This window comes from Rhodobacteraceae bacterium M382 (assembly GCA_025141015.1).
Lineage (GTDB): Bacteria > Pseudomonadota > Alphaproteobacteria > Rhodobacterales > Rhodobacteraceae > Aliisedimentitalea > Aliisedimentitalea scapharcae.
The window spans coordinates 4,191,748-4,208,494 of record CP081098.1 but is presented as its reverse complement, the minus strand read 5'-3'; the positions used below and the strand labels follow the sequence as shown (position 1 = coordinate 4,208,494).

General features: G+C 57.9%; 15 protein-coding genes and 1 pseudogene. 12 read left to right on the top strand and 4 right to left on the bottom strand.

Annotated features, from left to right (window positions below):
• Window positions 1-101: 101 nt before the first annotated feature.
• Window positions 102-358 (bottom strand): annotated as a pseudogene (locus tag K3727_19490) (IS3 family transposase).
• A gap of 653 nt (window positions 359-1,011) precedes the next feature.
• On the opposite strand from K3727_19490, the gene K3727_19485 reads away from it, so the two are divergent.
• Window positions 1,012-1,449 (top strand): heme-binding protein, encoded by a 438-nt coding sequence (locus tag K3727_19485; GenBank protein ID UWQ90901.1) that lies wholly within the window; start codon window positions 1,012-1,014, stop codon window positions 1,447-1,449.
• Between the two features lie 117 nt (window positions 1,450-1,566).
• Here the strand turns inward: K3727_19485 and K3727_19480 are convergent, their stop codons facing one another.
• On the bottom strand, window positions 1,567-2,205 hold the full coding sequence (locus K3727_19480) for a TetR family transcriptional regulator (GenBank protein ID UWQ90900.1): 639 nt from the start codon (window positions 2,203-2,205) through the stop codon (window positions 1,567-1,569).
• A gap of 319 nt (window positions 2,206-2,524) precedes the next feature.
• Between K3727_19480 and K3727_19475 the strand changes: the two genes are divergently transcribed.
• The 9 genes from K3727_19475 (at window position 2,525) to K3727_19435 (ending at window position 12,421) form a co-directional block, all read left to right on the top strand.
• Window positions 2,525-3,649: a sugar ABC transporter substrate-binding protein gene (locus K3727_19475; protein ID UWQ90899.1), complete on the top strand. Its 1,125-nt coding sequence runs from the start codon at window positions 2,525-2,527 to the stop codon at window positions 3,647-3,649.
• A gap of 123 nt (window positions 3,650-3,772) precedes the next feature.
• Entirely contained in the window at window positions 3,773-4,738 is a 966-nt protein-coding gene (locus tag K3727_19470; protein ID UWQ90898.1) for an ABC transporter permease, read from the top strand.
• Window positions 4,739-4,747: 9 nt separating this feature from the next.
• Window positions 4,748-6,256, top strand: a complete 1,509-nt coding sequence (locus K3727_19465) for a sugar ABC transporter ATP-binding protein (protein ID UWQ90897.1) — start codon at window positions 4,748-4,750, stop codon at window positions 6,254-6,256.
• Window positions 6,257-6,281: 25 nt separating this feature from the next.
• Window positions 6,282-7,232, top strand: a complete 951-nt coding sequence (locus tag K3727_19460) for an ABC transporter permease (GenBank protein UWQ93464.1) — start codon at window positions 6,282-6,284, stop codon at window positions 7,230-7,232.
• Window positions 7,229-8,272 carry an alcohol dehydrogenase catalytic domain-containing protein gene (locus tag K3727_19455; protein UWQ90896.1) on the top strand — a complete coding sequence of 348 codons (1,044 nt, stop codon included), beginning with the start codon at window positions 7,229-7,231 and terminating at the stop codon, window positions 8,270-8,272. Before K3727_19460 ends, K3727_19455 begins: the two co-directional genes overlap by 4 nt.
• Before the next feature lie 22 nt (window positions 8,273-8,294).
• Window positions 8,295-8,864: a flavodoxin family protein gene (locus K3727_19450; GenBank protein UWQ90895.1), complete on the top strand. Its 570-nt coding sequence runs from the start codon at window positions 8,295-8,297 to the stop codon at window positions 8,862-8,864.
• Window positions 8,864-9,163, top strand: a complete 300-nt coding sequence (locus tag K3727_19445; protein ID UWQ90894.1) for an antibiotic biosynthesis monooxygenase — start codon at window positions 8,864-8,866, stop codon at window positions 9,161-9,163. The genes K3727_19450 and K3727_19445 overlap by 1 nt, the downstream gene beginning before the upstream one ends.
• 54 nt (window positions 9,164-9,217) lie before the next feature.
• Entirely contained in the window at window positions 9,218-10,720 is a 1,503-nt protein-coding gene (locus K3727_19440) for an aldehyde dehydrogenase family protein (GenBank protein UWQ90893.1), read from the top strand.
• A gap of 99 nt (window positions 10,721-10,819) precedes the next feature.
• The gene (locus K3727_19435) at window positions 10,820-12,421 is read left to right on the top strand and encodes a GMC family oxidoreductase N-terminal domain-containing protein (protein UWQ90892.1); all 1,602 of its coding nucleotides are present in this window, start codon (window positions 10,820-10,822) and stop codon (window positions 12,419-12,421) included.
• Between the two features lie 271 nt (window positions 12,422-12,692).
• Here K3727_19435 and K3727_19430 read toward each other — a convergent pair whose 3' ends face one another.
• On the bottom strand, window positions 12,693-13,010 hold the full coding sequence (locus K3727_19430; protein UWQ90891.1) for a hypothetical protein: 318 nt from the start codon (window positions 13,008-13,010) through the stop codon (window positions 12,693-12,695).
• Between the two features lie 404 nt (window positions 13,011-13,414).
• Window positions 13,415-14,233: an aldo/keto reductase gene (locus K3727_19425; GenBank protein UWQ90890.1), complete on the bottom strand. Its 819-nt coding sequence runs from the start codon at window positions 14,231-14,233 to the stop codon at window positions 13,415-13,417.
• A gap of 157 nt (window positions 14,234-14,390) precedes the next feature.
• On the opposite strand from K3727_19425, the gene K3727_19420 reads away from it, so the two are divergent.
• On the top strand, window positions 14,391-15,974 hold the full coding sequence (locus K3727_19420) for an acyl CoA:acetate/3-ketoacid CoA transferase (protein ID UWQ90889.1): 1,584 nt from the start codon (window positions 14,391-14,393) through the stop codon (window positions 15,972-15,974).
• Window positions 15,971-16,744 carry an enoyl-CoA hydratase/isomerase family protein gene (locus K3727_19415; protein ID UWQ90888.1) on the top strand — a complete coding sequence of 258 codons (774 nt, stop codon included), beginning with the start codon at window positions 15,971-15,973 and terminating at the stop codon, window positions 16,742-16,744. Before K3727_19420 ends, K3727_19415 begins: the two co-directional genes overlap by 4 nt.
• The last annotated feature ends 3 nt before the right edge of the window (window positions 16,745-16,747 follow it).

Here is a 16,747-nt window from a genome sequence, read left to right as displayed (position 1 = left end):
GTCCTGCTAGGTGACTTCGCGAATTATCCCACGTTACCTGAACAATTTCAGGTTGCGACGCCCTGACACCCGGCCAAGGGAAATGAAGATTGGTGCTCTTAGATGAACTTAAACCTCACGGCTTTTGGCGCGCAAAGAACACCGGGGCCTTTTTTGAGGTTTCCCTTGTCTCATTGGGAATGCGGCTCCCACGCCGAAGCCGGTCATTCTCTTGGGCGAGGCCCAAATCCACTTTCGACAACACATCCGTATCTCGGTGGGCTGTGATCGATTTGTTCAGCGTCGACATTCCGACGCCAAGATCATCCGCTACTGGCTTGGGTGTGAGCCCACTGGTCAGCGCTACTCCGGCTATCACGCCAAATACCGGCTGTGGCGTTCCGTTGTTCTGGGTCACAGCAAGAGGGAGGACAAACTGTGGCCGCCAAACCCAGGACCCAGACCAAGGCACAGATTCCAGAAGGCTCAAGGAACTCTCAGGCTGTCTTGCGATTGGCCTTCTCCACCAGTTGCGCAACGGCGAACTTGCTGGTTCGGTCATTCGCCACAAAGAGAAAAAGCTAACTTTCTTCGATTCTGACGTCGGCGATGTCGATATAAAAATGACCAATGGGATGTCGTTTTGGGCTTGTCCCCATCGATGTCTAGACGCGTGATTTTCCGTGACGCTGCCAGCAACAATGGAGAGAGAATCCTGTGAGATGCGATGGCGAAGGCTGCGAAGCATAGAGGCAGCCGTCCAGCGGCAGCGGGGTGCGTGGGCGAAGCGCTATCGTGACGAATTTGCCCAAAGCGCTTCCTTCCATTTCTACGAACGGATCGCCCCATCAACTCGTGGGATCATACGCCTGCGCAGTCCTGGATTGGTTCAGGTGCTATTGATGGCGCTTGTGCGTTCGTGCGATATGTTGCTATCGGTCTGGCACGGGGCTTGCCCCTGTCACCGCTTCAAAGTTGCGCAGAGAACTGCGATGCGCCCAAAACTCTCATCAACAGGTTGATCCAATAGCCATGAACAGTTTCTCACAGTGCATCATTACCTATGACGCGGCGCAAACTCTGGTCTCGGCCGCATTGACCTATGCACAGTCACGGGGGTGGGCGGTGGCCGTGGCGGTGTGCGACCCCCATGGCGGGTTGGTCTCCTTTGGCAGGGATGACGCCACAGCCCCGCCAATCGGCGGTTTTGCACTTGATAAGGCATATACTGCGGCGACTTTGCGCAAACCATCCGCCGAATTTGGTGCCGGCATGATGAAAAGCGCCACTCTTAGCCTTGGCGTTGGGACGCGAGAACGCCTGCTGACTTGGGGCGGCGGCGTGCCCGTTTATGAGCAGGGGGCACTGATCGGCGCAATCGGCGTGTCGGGCGCAAAAGAGCCGGAGGACGTGGAATGCGCGCTGGCGGCGATCAGGGACGCAGGTCTGTCCGCAGCTGTTGAGGCCTGATTGGCAAGATCACCGGAACCCGCACAGAACGCAGGCTGCCAAAGTGGTGCGATTGTATTTGCCTGTTCACTCGGGGCACACCCGTAGCATGGTTTGGAAACATGGTATCGGGTCGGATCAATCCGCCGCAACCAGGCGCATAATCGTGTCCACATTGAAATCCAACCGGGCGCTCAACGCTTCCCTGTCCATCATGTCACGATCAAACAGATAGGACCCTGTAAAGCGGTTGGTGAGGTAATAATACCCGATTGCGGCAATGGTGATGTTGAGTTGCGTAGCGTCGATGCCGGTGCGAAAATCACCGCTGTCCTCTCCGCGTTTCAGGATCGACGACACCATATCGACCAACCCGCGCATGGCTTGGGGGAGGGTCGCCAGACCTTTGATATGTTTGGCGCGATGTAGGTTTTCGCTGTTAATCAGAGTGATGAATTCCGGGTTTTTGAGATAGTAGTTCCAAGTGAAACGGACGAGTTTCTCGAGCGCTTCAGCCGGGGCTAAATCGTCCAGACGCAGCTTTTGTTCTGCGGTACGAATGTCAAGATAGGCCTCTTCCAGTACAGCGCTGAACAGATCTTCCTTACCGCCGAAATAGTGATAGATCATGCGCTTGTTGGCGTTGGCCCGCTCCGCGATCTCATCAACCCGTGCACCGCCCAATCCGTGTTTCGAAAACTCTTTCTTGGCCGCAAGAAGGATACGGGCGCGGGTGGCTTCTGCGTCTCTTTTTCGTTTCTTTGGCGCTTCAGCCATGATGCTTCTGTCCTTTTGATGCATGCGCTCGCTTGGGGAACTGTTCGTTTCATTTAAGAAACCAAAGTCTCAGCACTCGAGTCAAATCACTCCTCACAGGGGGAGTAGTCAAGGAGAAAACGTCGATTCCGAGGTTGAGTTTTCCTAACTGGCTCTGACTGGAGAGGGTTGACATGCGCTTTGTCAGTGAAGTAACCAGTTAGTGCATTAAGTGAACATCAACCCCGCATCGGGATCTGATTCACGGGTCTGGGAGGGCTCAGCCGCCGGGACGAAGAATACAAAACACCGCAAGCCAATCGCGCTTGGCGGAAACCGAATGAAAAGGGAGGAAACCATGTCATTCATCAAAAAATTCATCGAGCAGGAGACGGTCAACCGTCGTAATTTCCTGCTGGCGTCAGCCTATGGCGTAGGCGGCGTAGCTGCATCGAGCATGATGGGCGGAATGGCGCAGGCCGCGATTTCTGATCCGACTGTGGCATGGAGCTATCGCAACCGCACCAACCCCTATTGGAACGAGATCGTTTCCGGCGGTGAGGCGTTTGTCGAAAGTCTGGGCAAATCCAAGGATTTCCTGACCCACCTGATCAATGAAGGGTCGTCGGAAAAGTCGCTGGCGGACGTCAAGGCGCTGCTTTCGAAAACCAATGGCGAACTGGCTTTGGCCATCGACACCAACGATGCGCCGAACTGCCGTCCGGTGGTTGAAGCCGTTGCCGCAGCTGGTGGGTATGTTTCGACCATCTGGAACAAGACCGATGATCTGCACCCGTGGGATTTCGGCGACCACTATGTGTCTCACATGACCTGGTCGGACGAAGGTCCGGCAGAACAGACCGCGCGTATCCTGCTGGATGCGATGGGCGGCAAGGGCGGCGTCGTGCATCTGGGCGGCATCGCTTCGAACAACCCGGCGATCGAACGTTTGCAGGGTCTGAAAAACGCCTTGAAGGACTATCCGGATGTCGAGCTGCTGGCCGCAGAACCGGCCGACTGGGACACCCAGAAAGCCAACCAGGTGATGTCGGCCTTCCTGACTCGCTATGGCGACGAGATCAAAGGCGTCCACTGCGCCAACGACACTATCGCATATGGCGTTTTGGAGGCGCTGCGGGCCGAAGGCATCGACGACATGCCGATCGTTTCGTATGACGGTAATCCGCAGGCTGTGCAGCTTGTGGCCGAGAAAAAAATCCTCGCCACTGTGTTCACCAACCCGCATTGGGGTGGCGGTATCACTGCTGCGCTGGCCTATCACGCGGCAATCGGCACCTTCAAACCTTCTGAAGAGCCGAACGCCCACCGCGAGTTCTATGGCCCGGCCGTGTTTATCACGCCCGAAGATGCGGTGGAGTTCCAGTCGAACTTCATCGACAGCGTTCCAAAATATGACTGGAGCGACTTCTGGGGTCCGGCCAACGGCCAGATCATGTACAAGTAACCTCCCTGATCGGGGCGGCGTTCTGCGTCGCCCCGGCGATGGATCATTTCAAGGAATGGTCCGACTTATTCAGCCAGGTCTGGTTAAGATGGCTGAAGCAATTTCATTTCATGGAGTGGAACAGTGGGCAGTGTGCTGACACGGGATGTTCTAATCAAATGGGCGCCGTTGATCGTCCTGCTGGTGCTGGTGCTGTTTTTTGCAGCGATGGAGCCGCGATTTTTTTCGCTGCGCAACTTCGCCCGAATTGGGATTTCCTCGGCTCCTGCGCTGATGGTGGCAGTTGGGGTGACATTCATCATCATCATGGGGTCCATTGACCTGTCAATGGAGGGCACGGTGTCAGTCTGTGCCGTGGTGTTCGCCTTTGCGTTCATTGCGTTGGGCGGAACACTGGCCTCGATCGCCTGGCTGGCGCTGCCTTTGGCGTTGCTGGTGGGGGCTGCGGTTGGTTTGGTGAACGGGCTGGTGCATGTCTGGCTAAAGATCCCGTCCTTCATGGCCTCGCTAGCGATGGGTTTTGTCGGCACCGGCTTTGCGCTGTTGCTGACGGGCGGCGACCGCATCCGGGTCGAAGACGACCTGTTCCGCGCTTTGCTGACCGAGCGTTGGTTCGGCTTTCCAATCATGTGCTATGTGGCGCTCGGCTTTTTGCTCATCGGTTGGTTTATTCAGACACGCACCACATTGGGCCGCAATTTCTATGCTGTTGGCGGCGGAGAAGAGTTGGCTCATGCTTCGGGGCTGAACGTGAACCGGGTGCGAATCCTGGGCTTTACACTGGCAGGCGTTTTCTATGCGGTGGGCGCGCTTTTGGCCGTGGGCCGGATCGGCATCGCCGAAACCGCAACCGGGTCGAACTTTATGTTTGTTTCCATCACCTCGGTTGTGGTCGGCGGCACCGCGCTTTGGGGTGGGATTGGTGGTGTGTGGAACACGCTGATCGGAGTGTTGATCGTGAACGTGATCAACAACGGCATGGTGGTGATCGGCCTGCCCGGTTACGTGCAGGATGGTGTGCTCGGCGCGCTGGTGATTGTCGCTGTGGTGCTTTCTACCGACCGCAAATCCGTAACCTTCGTGAAATAGGGGCGGGATATGTACGAGCTTCAAAAAGTAGACAAAATCTTCCCCGGGGTGCATGCGCTCAAGGCTGTGGATTTTAAAATCGGGCGCGGCGAGATCGTTGGGCTGGTTGGGGAAAACGGTGCCGGAAAATCGACCTTGATGAAGGTGATCTATGGTGCCTATCAACCCGATGGCGGCGACATCACAATCGATGGCACCAAGGTGCGGTTCCAGAACCCGCGACAGGCCATGGATCATGGCATCGGCATGGTGTTTCAGGAACAATCGCTGATCACCAACCTGACGGTGATGGAAAACATCTTTCTTGGCTTTGAAAGCCAATTCGTCAAATTCGGTGTGATTAACTGGAAAGCGATGGCTGCAGCTGCACGCATGCAGCTGGCCAAAGTCAAGCTGGATATTGATCCGGCAATGATCACCTCAAAACTGTCGTTTGCCCAGCGGCAACTGGTTGAACTCGCCAAGGTGCTGACCTTGGAAGAACGCATAGACGGTGATCTGGTGATCCTGTTGGACGAACCAACCTCGGTTCTGGCCAAAGAAGAGGTAGAGCTTTTATTCAGCCTCGTGCGCGAACTGACCAACCGTGCGTCGTTTATCTTTGTCAGTCACCGGATGGATGAGGTGTTGGAGCTGTCCGACCGTATCTATGTGATGAAAGATGGACAAGTGGTTGATGTGGTCAGCCATGACGAAGCAAATGTGGACGCGATCCAGCACAAGATGGTGGGGCGCGATGTCGACAAGGAATATTACCGCGAGCAGAAACAGAAACCCTATCAGGCTGACACCCAGCCGCTGGTGTCCTTTGATACGGTGTCGGTTGACCGTAAATATTCCGATATTTCGTTTGAGCTGCATCCCGGCGAAGTGCTTTGCCTAGTTGGCACCGAAGGGTCGGGCCGCGAAGCGATCCTGCGCACGGTTTTTGGCCTTGAAACTCCGAATTTGGGTCAGGTGGCTATCAAAGGCAATGCAATAAAGACCTTCAATGCACAGTCCGGCGTGGCCAACGGAGTGGGATATACTCCGCGCGAACGAAAGGTCGAAGGCATTGTCGCTGGGATGAATGTTTATGAGAACATGACCCTGAGTCAGTTCGGAAACTACGCCAATTACGGCATCTTGCGCATCGGCGAGGAAAAGTCTCTGGCGCGGCAATGGATTGATCGATTGGCGATCAAAACCCCGGATGTCTATAAGGATTGCGGCGGGCTGTCCGGTGGCAATCAGCAAAAGGTGGTGCTGGCGAAATGGCGTTCCGCCGGCTCAGACATCATTTTGCTCGATCACCCGACGCGGGGGCTCGATATCGGAGCCAAAGAAGACGTTTACGACATGGTGCGTGAAATGTCCGATGACGGGGTGGGGATCATCCTGGTGGCGGACACGCTGGAAGAGGCGATTGGCCTGAGCCACACGATCATCGTGTTGAAGGATGGCGTCGCGCAGAAACGTTTCGATTGCAGCCCAGGGGATAAGCCGTCGCTCTATGACCTTGTCCACCACATGATCTGAGGACCGAAAGATGACTTCCAACACGATGACCGCTGTAAGTTTTGAACGGATCAAGCCGCACCTGCCGTGGATGACCCTCCTGGCTCTGGTTCTCATAGTCGGGGTGGCGGACTCAAACTTCCTTCGCCCGGTGAATCTAGTGTCGATGGCGGCTGACATTGTGCCTTTGTTCATCATGGCGCTTGGCATGACCTTTGCCATCTATATCGGTGGGATTGACCTGTCGGCGCAGTCGATTGCCAATATGACCACGGTGATTGCCACCCTGACCTTGCCGACCTTTGGGATCGGCGCTGCTGTGATCTGTCTCTTGGCCGGGTTGGTCATGGGGGCGGTGTCGGGCTATGTGACCACCAAACTTTTGGTCCCGTCCTTCATTTCGACGCTGGCAATCGGTGGCGTGGCCTATTCGGCGGCGCAATATTTGTCAGGGCAGCGTGCGCTGTTCATGGATGCATCCATGCGCGATGCGAATTTTGGCTGGATGACCAGGGTAACCGCAGGCATCCCGCATGAGCTCTTTATTGGCGCGGCGCTGGTGATCGCCACTTGGTTCCTGCAATCGCGCACTACATTTGGTAGAGCCCTGAAAGCCGTGGGAGCGGGCGAACCGGCCGCTGTGGCGTCGGGTCTCAATGTGACGCGGATCAAGATCCTTGCCTTTGCTGTCTCTGCCGGGCTGGCGGCCATTGCTGGTCTTCTTTTCTCGGTCAAGCTCTCGGGTGGATCACCTACCCTGGCCAACGGGTTCCTGTTGCCTGCCATCGTGGCGGTGCTGGTGGGCGGCACGCCGCTGACCGGCGGTGTGGGTGGCGTGGTCAACACGCTGATCGGCACGCTGATCGTGGCGGTGATCCGCTCTTCGATGCTTTACTTCGAAGTGGATGCGACCAAGCAACAGATGGTGTTCGGCCTGATCCTGATTGCAGCCATCGCGCTCACCATTGACCGTACCAAACTGCGGGTGGTGAAATGACCCCTTCCGACACGGAAACCATGTGCGCCGCCGTTCTGGTGGAACCGGGAAAGTTCGAGGTCAAAGACGTGCCGCGCCCCAAACCCGACCGGGACGAGGTGCTGGTGCGTGTCACCCGCGTCGGCATCTGCGGCACCGATGTGCATATCTTCAATGGCCATTATGCAGCGGAAAATCTGCCGATGGTTCCCGGGCATGAGTTCACCGGGGTGATTGCCGAGCTGGGCGAAGACGTGACCGGCCTGTCCCTGGATCAGCCCGTGGTGGTGGACATGAACATCGGGTGCGGAACCTGCTTCTGGTGTCGCCGCAACGAGGTTCTGAATTGTCCGGAGATGAACCAGCTGGGGATCACGATGGACGGTGCGTTCGCCGAATATGTGGCGGTCCCCGCGCGGCTGGTGATCCCGGTCCCGGCAGACGTTCCAGCTGCGGTGCTGGCGCTCACCGAACCGCTTGCCTGCGTGGTGCGCTGCGCGCGCAAGGCCGGGGTAACATTTGGCCAATCGGTGGTGGTGCTGGGCGCCGGGCCAATCGGAAATCTGCATGTCCAGCTGTTGCGCACCATCGGCGCGGCACCGATCATTGTTGCGGACCTGTCCGAAGACCGGGTGCAAATGGCGGTTGAGGCCGGGGCGGATGTGGGCGTCACAGATCCCGACAAGTTGGAGCAGGTGGTGCGCGACCATACCGATGGGCGCGGCGCGGATGTGGTGATCGAATGCGTCGGCCTGCCACGGCTTTACCAACAAGCGACCCGGCTGATCCGTAGAGGCGGCCATATCGCCGCCTTTGGCATCACTGGTCCGGACGATGCGCTGGCGCTGAACATCCTGGACACGGTTCTGAGCGAGAATTCGATCAAGGGATCGGTCGCGGGCATGGGGGAAGACATGCATGACGCGCTGACCTTGCTGATCCACGGACGGATCAAGACCGAACGTTTCACCGCGGCAAGCTATTCGCTGGCGGATATTCAGGCGGCGTTTGACACGCTGGCCGCCCGTCCCGGCGATTTGAAAACACAAATAACATTCTGATCAAATTGTCTGGGAGGACAAAATGGCGAAGATCCTGATCATCTATGACAGCGAAAGCGACCGCAAATTCACGTCGACCATGGTGCCGCTGGTGCAGGAGGGTGTCGAGCGTGTCGAAGGCATGGAATTGCGGGTGCGCCACGTGGATGACGCCGAAACCGAAGACGTGTTCTGGGCAGACGGGATTGCGATTGGCTGCCCGACCCATCTTGGCGGGATCTCCTGGAAGATGAAAAAATGGTGGGACGACAGAACGCCGGACATCTGGTTCAAGACGGATGGTAAATTCGCGGTGCCGTTTACCTCGGCCGGGTCGTTGGGCGGCGGTGGCGAACTAACCTGCCAGGCGTTGTCCATCATGATGATGAATATGGGCTATTTCGTGTTCGGCATCACCGATTACGTTGCCAAGAAAGAAAGCCTGCATTACGGCGCGGTGGTCGCCGGCGAACCGCGTGCGGATCATGCCAAAGAGGCCTGCCGCCGCGCGGGGCAACGCCTGGCGGAATGGGTCGGCTACTATGTTGACGGGCGCAAGGAACTGCATCCGTTGGAAGCAAAATATCAACGGTTTTGGGAGCTTGCAGGCTGATGGCGAAGATGCGTCTTTTGGTGGAACTGGATGTTAAACCGGACCTGGCCGAAGAATTCGTGGCCATGTTCCGCGACGAATTCATCCCCCGTTCGCGCGGCGAACAGGGTTGCGAGCAATATGAACTTTGGCGTGATGGCTCCAACCCCGACAAGATGACCATTGTGGAGGTCTGGAGCTCAAAGGCCGATCTCGACATGCATCTGGCCCAGGATTGGTTCGCAATTTGGGGACCAAAGCTCGAGGCGATGCAGGCGACTCCCCTTGTTGTGCGCACACTTTCGTCAATCGAAGACTGAAACAGATCTGACGCCCGGCGAACTGCGCCGGGCGCATTCCAGACAGAGGACAACATGGATCATTCCAGCTCAATCCTGCCCCCGCCCAGCGAGCCGCGCGATTTCGGTTTCTTTCTTGATGGCAAGCCGGTGTCGGCCGGAGATCGCGACGTGTTCGAACGCAGCTCTCCAGGGCATGGCGTGCCGGTCACCCGGATGCCGCGCTGCACCGAGGCGGATCTTGACGCAGCTGTGGCCTCGTCCCGCAAGGCCTTTGACGACCGGCGTTGGTCGGGACTGTCCGGGGCTGATCGCGGGGGCGTTCTGCTCAAAGCCGCCGAACTAATCCGCCAGCGCACGGATGAGATCGCCTATTGGGAGGTGCTGGAAAACGGCAAGCCGATTTCACAGGCTCGCGCCGAGGTGGGCGGCTGCGTCGGCATGTTCGAATTCGCCGCCGGTCTGGCGCGCGGTTTGCATGGTGACAGTTTCAACAACTCGGGCGACGGGGCGATGGGCGTTGTCACCCGCGAACCGGTCGGGGTTGTCGGGCTGATCACGCCATGGAACTTTCCGTTTCTGATCCTGTGTGAACGGGTGCCCTATATCCTGGCGTCCGGATGCACCATTGTTGCGAAACCGTCCGAAGTCACGGCCGCGACCACATTGATCCTGGCCGAAATCCTGAGCGAGGCGGGCCTGCCCGATGGGGTGTTCAATGTTGTGACCGGTTCGGGCCGCAGTGTCGGGCAGAAGTTGGCAGAACACATGGATGTGGACATGCTGTCCTTTACCGGATCGACCGGCGTGGGACGGTCTGTGGTCGCCGCATCCGGGGCTTCGAATTTCAAGAAGCTGGCGTTGGAGCTGGGCGGTAAGAACCCTCAGATCGTTTTTGCAGATGCCGATCTGGATGACGCCGCCGATGGCGTGGCCTTTGGTATCGCCTTCAATACTGGCCAGTGCTGTGTGTCGGGGTCCCGGCTGTTGGTGGAACGGTCGGTCGCAGACGATTTCGCCGAAAAGGTGGCGGCCAAGCTGCACAAGGTACGCATAGGCGATCCCCTGGACGAGGCGACACAGGCCGGTGCTATCACCACGGGCGCACAAAACAACACCATCCTGTCCTACATCGCCAAGGGTCAGGAAGAAGGTGCCAGACTGATTTCCGGCGGCGGAACGCTCCAGGTTTCCGGCGGGCAATATATCGAGCCAACCGTCTTTACCAACGTCACCACGGATATGGCCATCGCCAGCGAAGAGATCTTTGGCCCGGTTCTGTGTGTCATCCCCTTTGACGATATCGAAGACGCGATCAAAATCGCCAACGACACGGAATACGGGCTGGCCGCCAGTGTGTGGAGCAAAAATATTGACAAGGCGCTGACCGTGGCGCGGCGCGTGCAGGCCGGACGGTTCTGGGTCAACACCACCCTCGCTGGTGGCCCCGAGCTGCCGATTGGCGGGTTCAAGGCCTCGGGCTGGGGGCGTGAGGCGGGGATGCACGGGGTCGAGGAATACACCCAGTTGAAATCAATCCATATCGAGTTCGGCAAACGCAGCCATTGGGTTGAATGATCGCGGCGGGTCAGGTCTGATCCGGTTTGAAACAAGCGGTCACGCCAGTTCGAAAACGCTGGCGGGACCGCAACGGTATATCGGGAAATGGGGGCCGGGATGGCGACGTCTGGATATGACTATGTGATTGTTGGCGGCGGATCGGCGGGCTGTGTGCTGGCCAATCGTCTGACCGAAGACAGCGCGGTGCGGGTCCTGTTGCTGGAAGCGGGCGGCAAGGACAACCATCCGCTTATTCACATGCCGGTTGGTTTCGCCAAGATGACCGACGGGCCGCACACCTGGGGGTTTACCACCGTTCCGCAGGTCCATGCCAACAACCGTGAAATCCCCTATGCGCAGGCGCGCGTGATTGGCGGGGGCAGTTCGATCAATGCCGAGGTGTTCACCCGTGGCAACCCCGTGGATTACGACCGCTGGGCCAACGAGGAAGGCTGTGACGGCTGGTCCTTTGACGAGGTCAAGAAATATTTTATCCGCTCTGAACGTAACGCGATCCTGTCCGGCGACTGGCACGGCACGGACGGCCCGCTGGGCGTGTCGAACCTGTCGGCTCCGCAAGAGATGACCCGCGCCTTTGTGCGGTCGGCGCAAGAGGCGGGTCTGCCCTATAATCCGGATTTCAACGGTCCGGTGCAGGAAGGGGCCGGGGTCTATCAGACCACGATCTGGAACAACAAACGCTGTTCGGCAGCGGTGGGTTATCTGCGCCCGGCGCTGAAGCGTTCGAATTTGACGGTCGAGATCGGCTGCCAGGTGCATCGGGTCGTGATCGAAAACGGTCGGGCAACCGGGGTGGAATACGCCCGGGACGGACAAAGAACCGTGGTCCGCGCGGATCAGGAGGTACTGGTCACGTCGGGTGCCATCGGCACGCCAAAATTGATGCTGCATTCAGGCGTCGGTCCTGTCGCACATCTGCGCGACGTCGGAGTTGACGTGATCCACGATCTGCCCGGCGTGGGTGAGAACCTGAACGATCATTTCGGTGTTGATATCGTGGCCGAACTGAACGGCCATCAAAGCCTGGACAAATATGGCAAACCCCATTGGGCCATCTGGGCCGGGATGCAATATGTCTTGTTTGGCTCGGGCCCCGTTGCGTCAAACGTCGTGGAGGGCGGCGCCTTCTGGTATGGCGACAAGACCGCGACAGTGCCGGATCTGCAATTCCACTTCCTTGCCGGTGCCGGTGCCGAGGCAGGTGTTCCCAGCGTGCCCAAGGGAAGTTCCGGCATCACGCTCAACTCCTATACGTTGCGGCCCAAGGCGCGCGGCACGGTGCGCCTGCGGTCAAACAGGATCGAAGATCTGCCGCTGGTTGATCCCAATTTTCTGGGTCACCCCGATGACCTGAGGATTTCGGTGGACGGGATCAAACATTCGGTGGAAATCTTCCGCCAGCCCAGCCTGCAGAAATACATCCGCAAGATCCGTTTCCCCGATGACGGCGTAAAGACCCAGGCCGACTACGAAGCCTATGCGCGCCAGTATGGCCGCACCTCGTATCACCCGACCTGCACCTGCAAGATGGGTGTCGATGATATGGCCGTTGTGGACCCGAAAATGCGTGTTCACGGTATTGATGGGCTGCGCATTTGCGACAGCTCGGCCATGCCCAGCGTGATCGGCTCCAACACCAATGCGCCGACGATCATGATGGCGGAAAAAGCTGCCGACATGATCCGGGGGAACCATTGATCACGATGGCACTCTCTGTAGCTCGCGAAACGTCCTGACTGATTTGGTGTCCGGGGGGGCTGCAACAGCCCCTCTACCACCGGTTCGCGGATGGACATCGACATTGGCGGTGCTTGCCGGGGTGGAACGTGTGCCAACAACCGCACTTCGGTCAGGTGCATCATGTGACCGTCTGCGGCTTTCCAATCCGAGATACGTTTATCAATCCACCCATGCAGTTTCCAGGAAACCGAGTTCACAGGATAGGACCAGCGCAGGAACAACCCGTCATTCACTGGATCCACCGAAAAGCGCCATCCGCAGGCGCACCGCTCCATTCCATCTGAATGCTCAGCTCGTCCGAACAGACAGGTGCAGGATCCTTGAACAGCGCCGCGATCTCTTTCATTTCCTCGACTCGTACGGCGCTTCTGGCATGAATTGCGAAGTCGGTGAACTGGGTCCACTGCGCCAGCGTTGCCCAGAGCGGTGTTGCGGCCTGCCATTCCGGAACGGGCCAGTTGGCGTTATCGTCGTCAAAACGACCGGTAACATTGGGCCAGTTCGGGTTGCCTGCAGCGGCCATGGTGTTGCTTGTTTTTTTGATCATCTGCCGATGCATGCCAAAAAATTGATACCCGAACCCGACTGCTGTTCAAACCTTGACGCGGCGCAGCCTTCAGCTGTCTAGCTGTTGCGATCCTCTTGCGGGAGATCGTTCCAATTGTCTTTGCTACGAACAAAATACCAAAGGTGATGGTGAACGCGATGACCTTCGCTGGTCAGCATGGCTACTACGGATGTGGTGCGCTCTGGATAGCCCAGTCTCAAATATCTACTGCGAAGATCATAGCGCGGCATTGCTATGGACCATTGCGCAACAACGGCTGTTTGTAAAAATCTGGAAAGTGTCGGGTGGGGGATGGGTGCCCAAGCATTGCGGCCTGCCAGCCTGGGCACGAACAAAAAACGGCCCCAAACAGGGGCCGCCTTGGAGTGTGATTTGGATCGGCGTCAGTCCCATTTAGGTGCCCAAGGCACCAGGTCCTCGCCGACGATGCGATAACCGGTTTGGGTCATGGCGTCGATGCGGTCCATGTCGATGTTCGACAGGGTGAAATCCATCACGTCAAAATTGGCTTCGATATTGGCGCGCTTGGTGGACATGGTGTTGATCGACACGCCCTTTTGCAGGATCCAGCGCAGCACCACCTGCGCGGCGGATTTGTCGTAGGACTGGCCGATCTCGCCGAAAATGGGGTGTTTGAACACTTCGCCGCGCGCCACCGAACAATAGGACGACAGTGGAATGCCCGTTTCCGTTGCCGCCGCCAACAGGATGTCCTGATTCAGCAGTGGGTGAAACTCCACCTGATTGGTGACAAGCGGTGTATCAATGATTTTCACGGCGTCGCGCATCATTTGCGCTGTATAGTTCGAAACACCGATGTTTCTGGTAAACCCTGCCTTGTGCGCTTGCTCCAGCAGCTTCAGCGACGGGGCGATGTCACCACCAATCGGCGGCCAATGCAACAACAGGACGTCCACATAATCGAGCTTGAGCTTCTTTAGGCTCTCTTCGACCGAAGGCAGGAAATCAGCCGCGGTAAAGTTGTCCGGGTGCACCTTGGTGGTGACGCAGAGTTCATCCCGCGCAAGGCCCAACGCCTCCAAAGCTGCGCCTGTATCCGCTTCATTTTCATACATTTGCGCAGTGTCGAAAGAACGATACCCAACCTCTGCCGCATGCGCGACGGCATCTCGCAGTGTCTCTCCGGTCAGAGGGAAGGTGCCGAAAGTACGCTGGTTCGTACCTCGAAAATAGATGTTCATCTGGTTCCTCCTAGTTTCTCATCAAGTAACTTAATGGTTACTTGATGATAGGTCAATTGTGTCTGAGCGCCGAGATCATGCCAGAGTTTTGTGTTGATTTTGTTCAGCCTCCGAGTCATACAATATATAACCAGTTAGTTACTAATGTGAGGATCGCATGACCAAGCAGATGACAGTGCGCGAGGCAGCAAACCTGATCCCCGATGGGGCCACCGTAGCGGTCAATTCCTCTTCCGGCTTGTGCTGTCCCGACGCGGTTCTCAAAGGCATTGGTGAGCGCTATGACGAAGTAGGCGCGCCAAGGGACCTGACCTCGATCCATCCGATCGCCGCTGGCGATATGTTTGGCACCAAAGGGGTGGATCATATTGCAAAACCCGGCCTGTTGACCCGGATCATCGGCGGGTCGTACCCATCGGGTCCGTCCAAGGCCGAGCCGCCCAAGATCTGGCAGATGATCACGGCGGAACAGATCCGCGCCTATAATGTGCCCTCTGGCATCATCTTCGACATGCTGCGCGAAGCTGCGGCCAAGCGCCCCGGCGTCCTGACCAAGGTGGGGATGGACACGTTTGTCGATCCTCAGATCGAAGGCTGCGCGATGAATGACGCGGCCCGGGCTGAACCGATCGTGAAACGAATGGCGTTTGAAGGCGAGGATTGGCTTTACTTCAAATCCATGGCCCCCAACGTGGCGATCATTCGCGCCACCACCGCCGATGAAAAGGGCAATCTGAGCTTTGAACATGAAGGCGCCTATCTGGGGGCGATGGAAATGGCCCTGGCTGCGCGCAACAATGGCGGCGTTGTGATTGCCCAAGCCAAGCGCGTCGCGGCAGCCGGATCGATCCGGCCACATGACGTGCACGTCCCCGGCATTCTGGTGGACGCAATCGTCGAAGCCCCGGATCAGTTGCAAACCACCGCCACAGAATATGACCCGGCGATTTCGGGCGAATTGACCCGTCCGCTCGACAGCTTTCGGACCGTTGATTTCAATGTGGGCAAAGTGATCGCCCGTCGCGTGGCCTTGGAACTGAAGCAGGGCTGGGCGGTGAATATCGGCTTTGGCATCTCGGCCAATGTGCCCCGTATCCTGGTCGAAGAGGGACTGCACGGTGCCGTCACCTGGATGATCGAGCAGGGGGCTGTGGGCGGCGTGCCGCTCCTTGACTTCAAATTCGGGTGTTCGGCCAATGCCGAGGCCTTTGTCGCGTCTCCACACCAGTTCTGCTATTTTCAGGCAGGTGGGTTCGACGCCTCTCTGCTGTCCTTCCTCGAAGTGGACCAACATGGTTCGGTCAATGTCTCGCGCTTGTCGGCCATTCCCCACCGAACCGCTGGTTCCGGTGGCTTTGTCGACATCACAGCGCGGGCGCGCAAGATCGTGTTTTCAGGAAATTTCAACGCCGGCGCAAAGATGAGCATCGAAGACGGTGAATTGAAGATCCATCAGGAAGGCAAGGTCGCGAAATTCGTCGACGAGGTCGACCAGATTTCGTTCTCGGGCAAACGTGCAATAGCGCAGGGTCAGGATGTGACTTATGTGACCGAACGCTGCGTGATCAAGCTGACTGACCGAGGGTTGGTGGTAACCGAGATCGCGCCGGGCCTGGATCTGCAACGCGATATCCTGGATCAGGCCGCCACGTCGTTGTCGGTCGCCGATGATCTGAGAACCATGGATGCGGCGCTCTTTGACCCGGCTGCGATGGGGCTTGTGCTGGCTGCGGACGGATGACGTCGTTCCAGCTTGATATTTCCAATGGCATTGCTCAGCTGACCCTCAGGCGTCCCGAGCGGTTGAATGCTCTGACCTCGGAAATGATGGATGATCTGATGGCGATCTGCCGTCGGATCGAAAAGGCCAAGGATGCGCATGTCACGATCCTTAGCGGAGAAGGTCGCGCGTTTTGCGCGGGCGGCGATATCGACGCTTGGTCGGGTCTTTCCGCCGATCACTTCGCCCGCCATTGGATCCGGGATGGGCATCAAGCGCTTGATGCACTGGCACGTCTGCGCCAACCGGTGATCGCGGTCCTGAATGGTCATGCGCTGGGCGGCGGATTGGAGCTGGCTGCTTGCGCGGACCTGCGCATCGCGGAAAGCCATATCCGAATTGGCCAGCCCGAGCCGGGGCTGGGTGTTATTCCCGGCTGGTCGGGAACCCAGCGCGCCGCGCGCCGTTTTGGTCCGCAGCTCCTGCGCCGCATGGTGTTGTTTGGCGAGGTGTTCACGGCAACGGATGCTTTGGACCTTGGGATCGTGGACCATGTGGTCGAAACAGGCGAAGGCGTCAAAACCGCCACCGAACTGGCCCGCACCTTGCGTCATCGCGGGCCCGTGGCTACCGAATTGGCAAAGATGATGATCAACGCCGCCGAAGGCGAAGAGCGCGAGCGGGTGTTGGATGCGATGGCCGGGCGGATCGCTGCCGCTCAGCCGGAACTGCAAACCGGGTTGGCCGCATTCAAAGATCGGCGCAAGGCTGATTTCTGGGATGTCTCATAACTT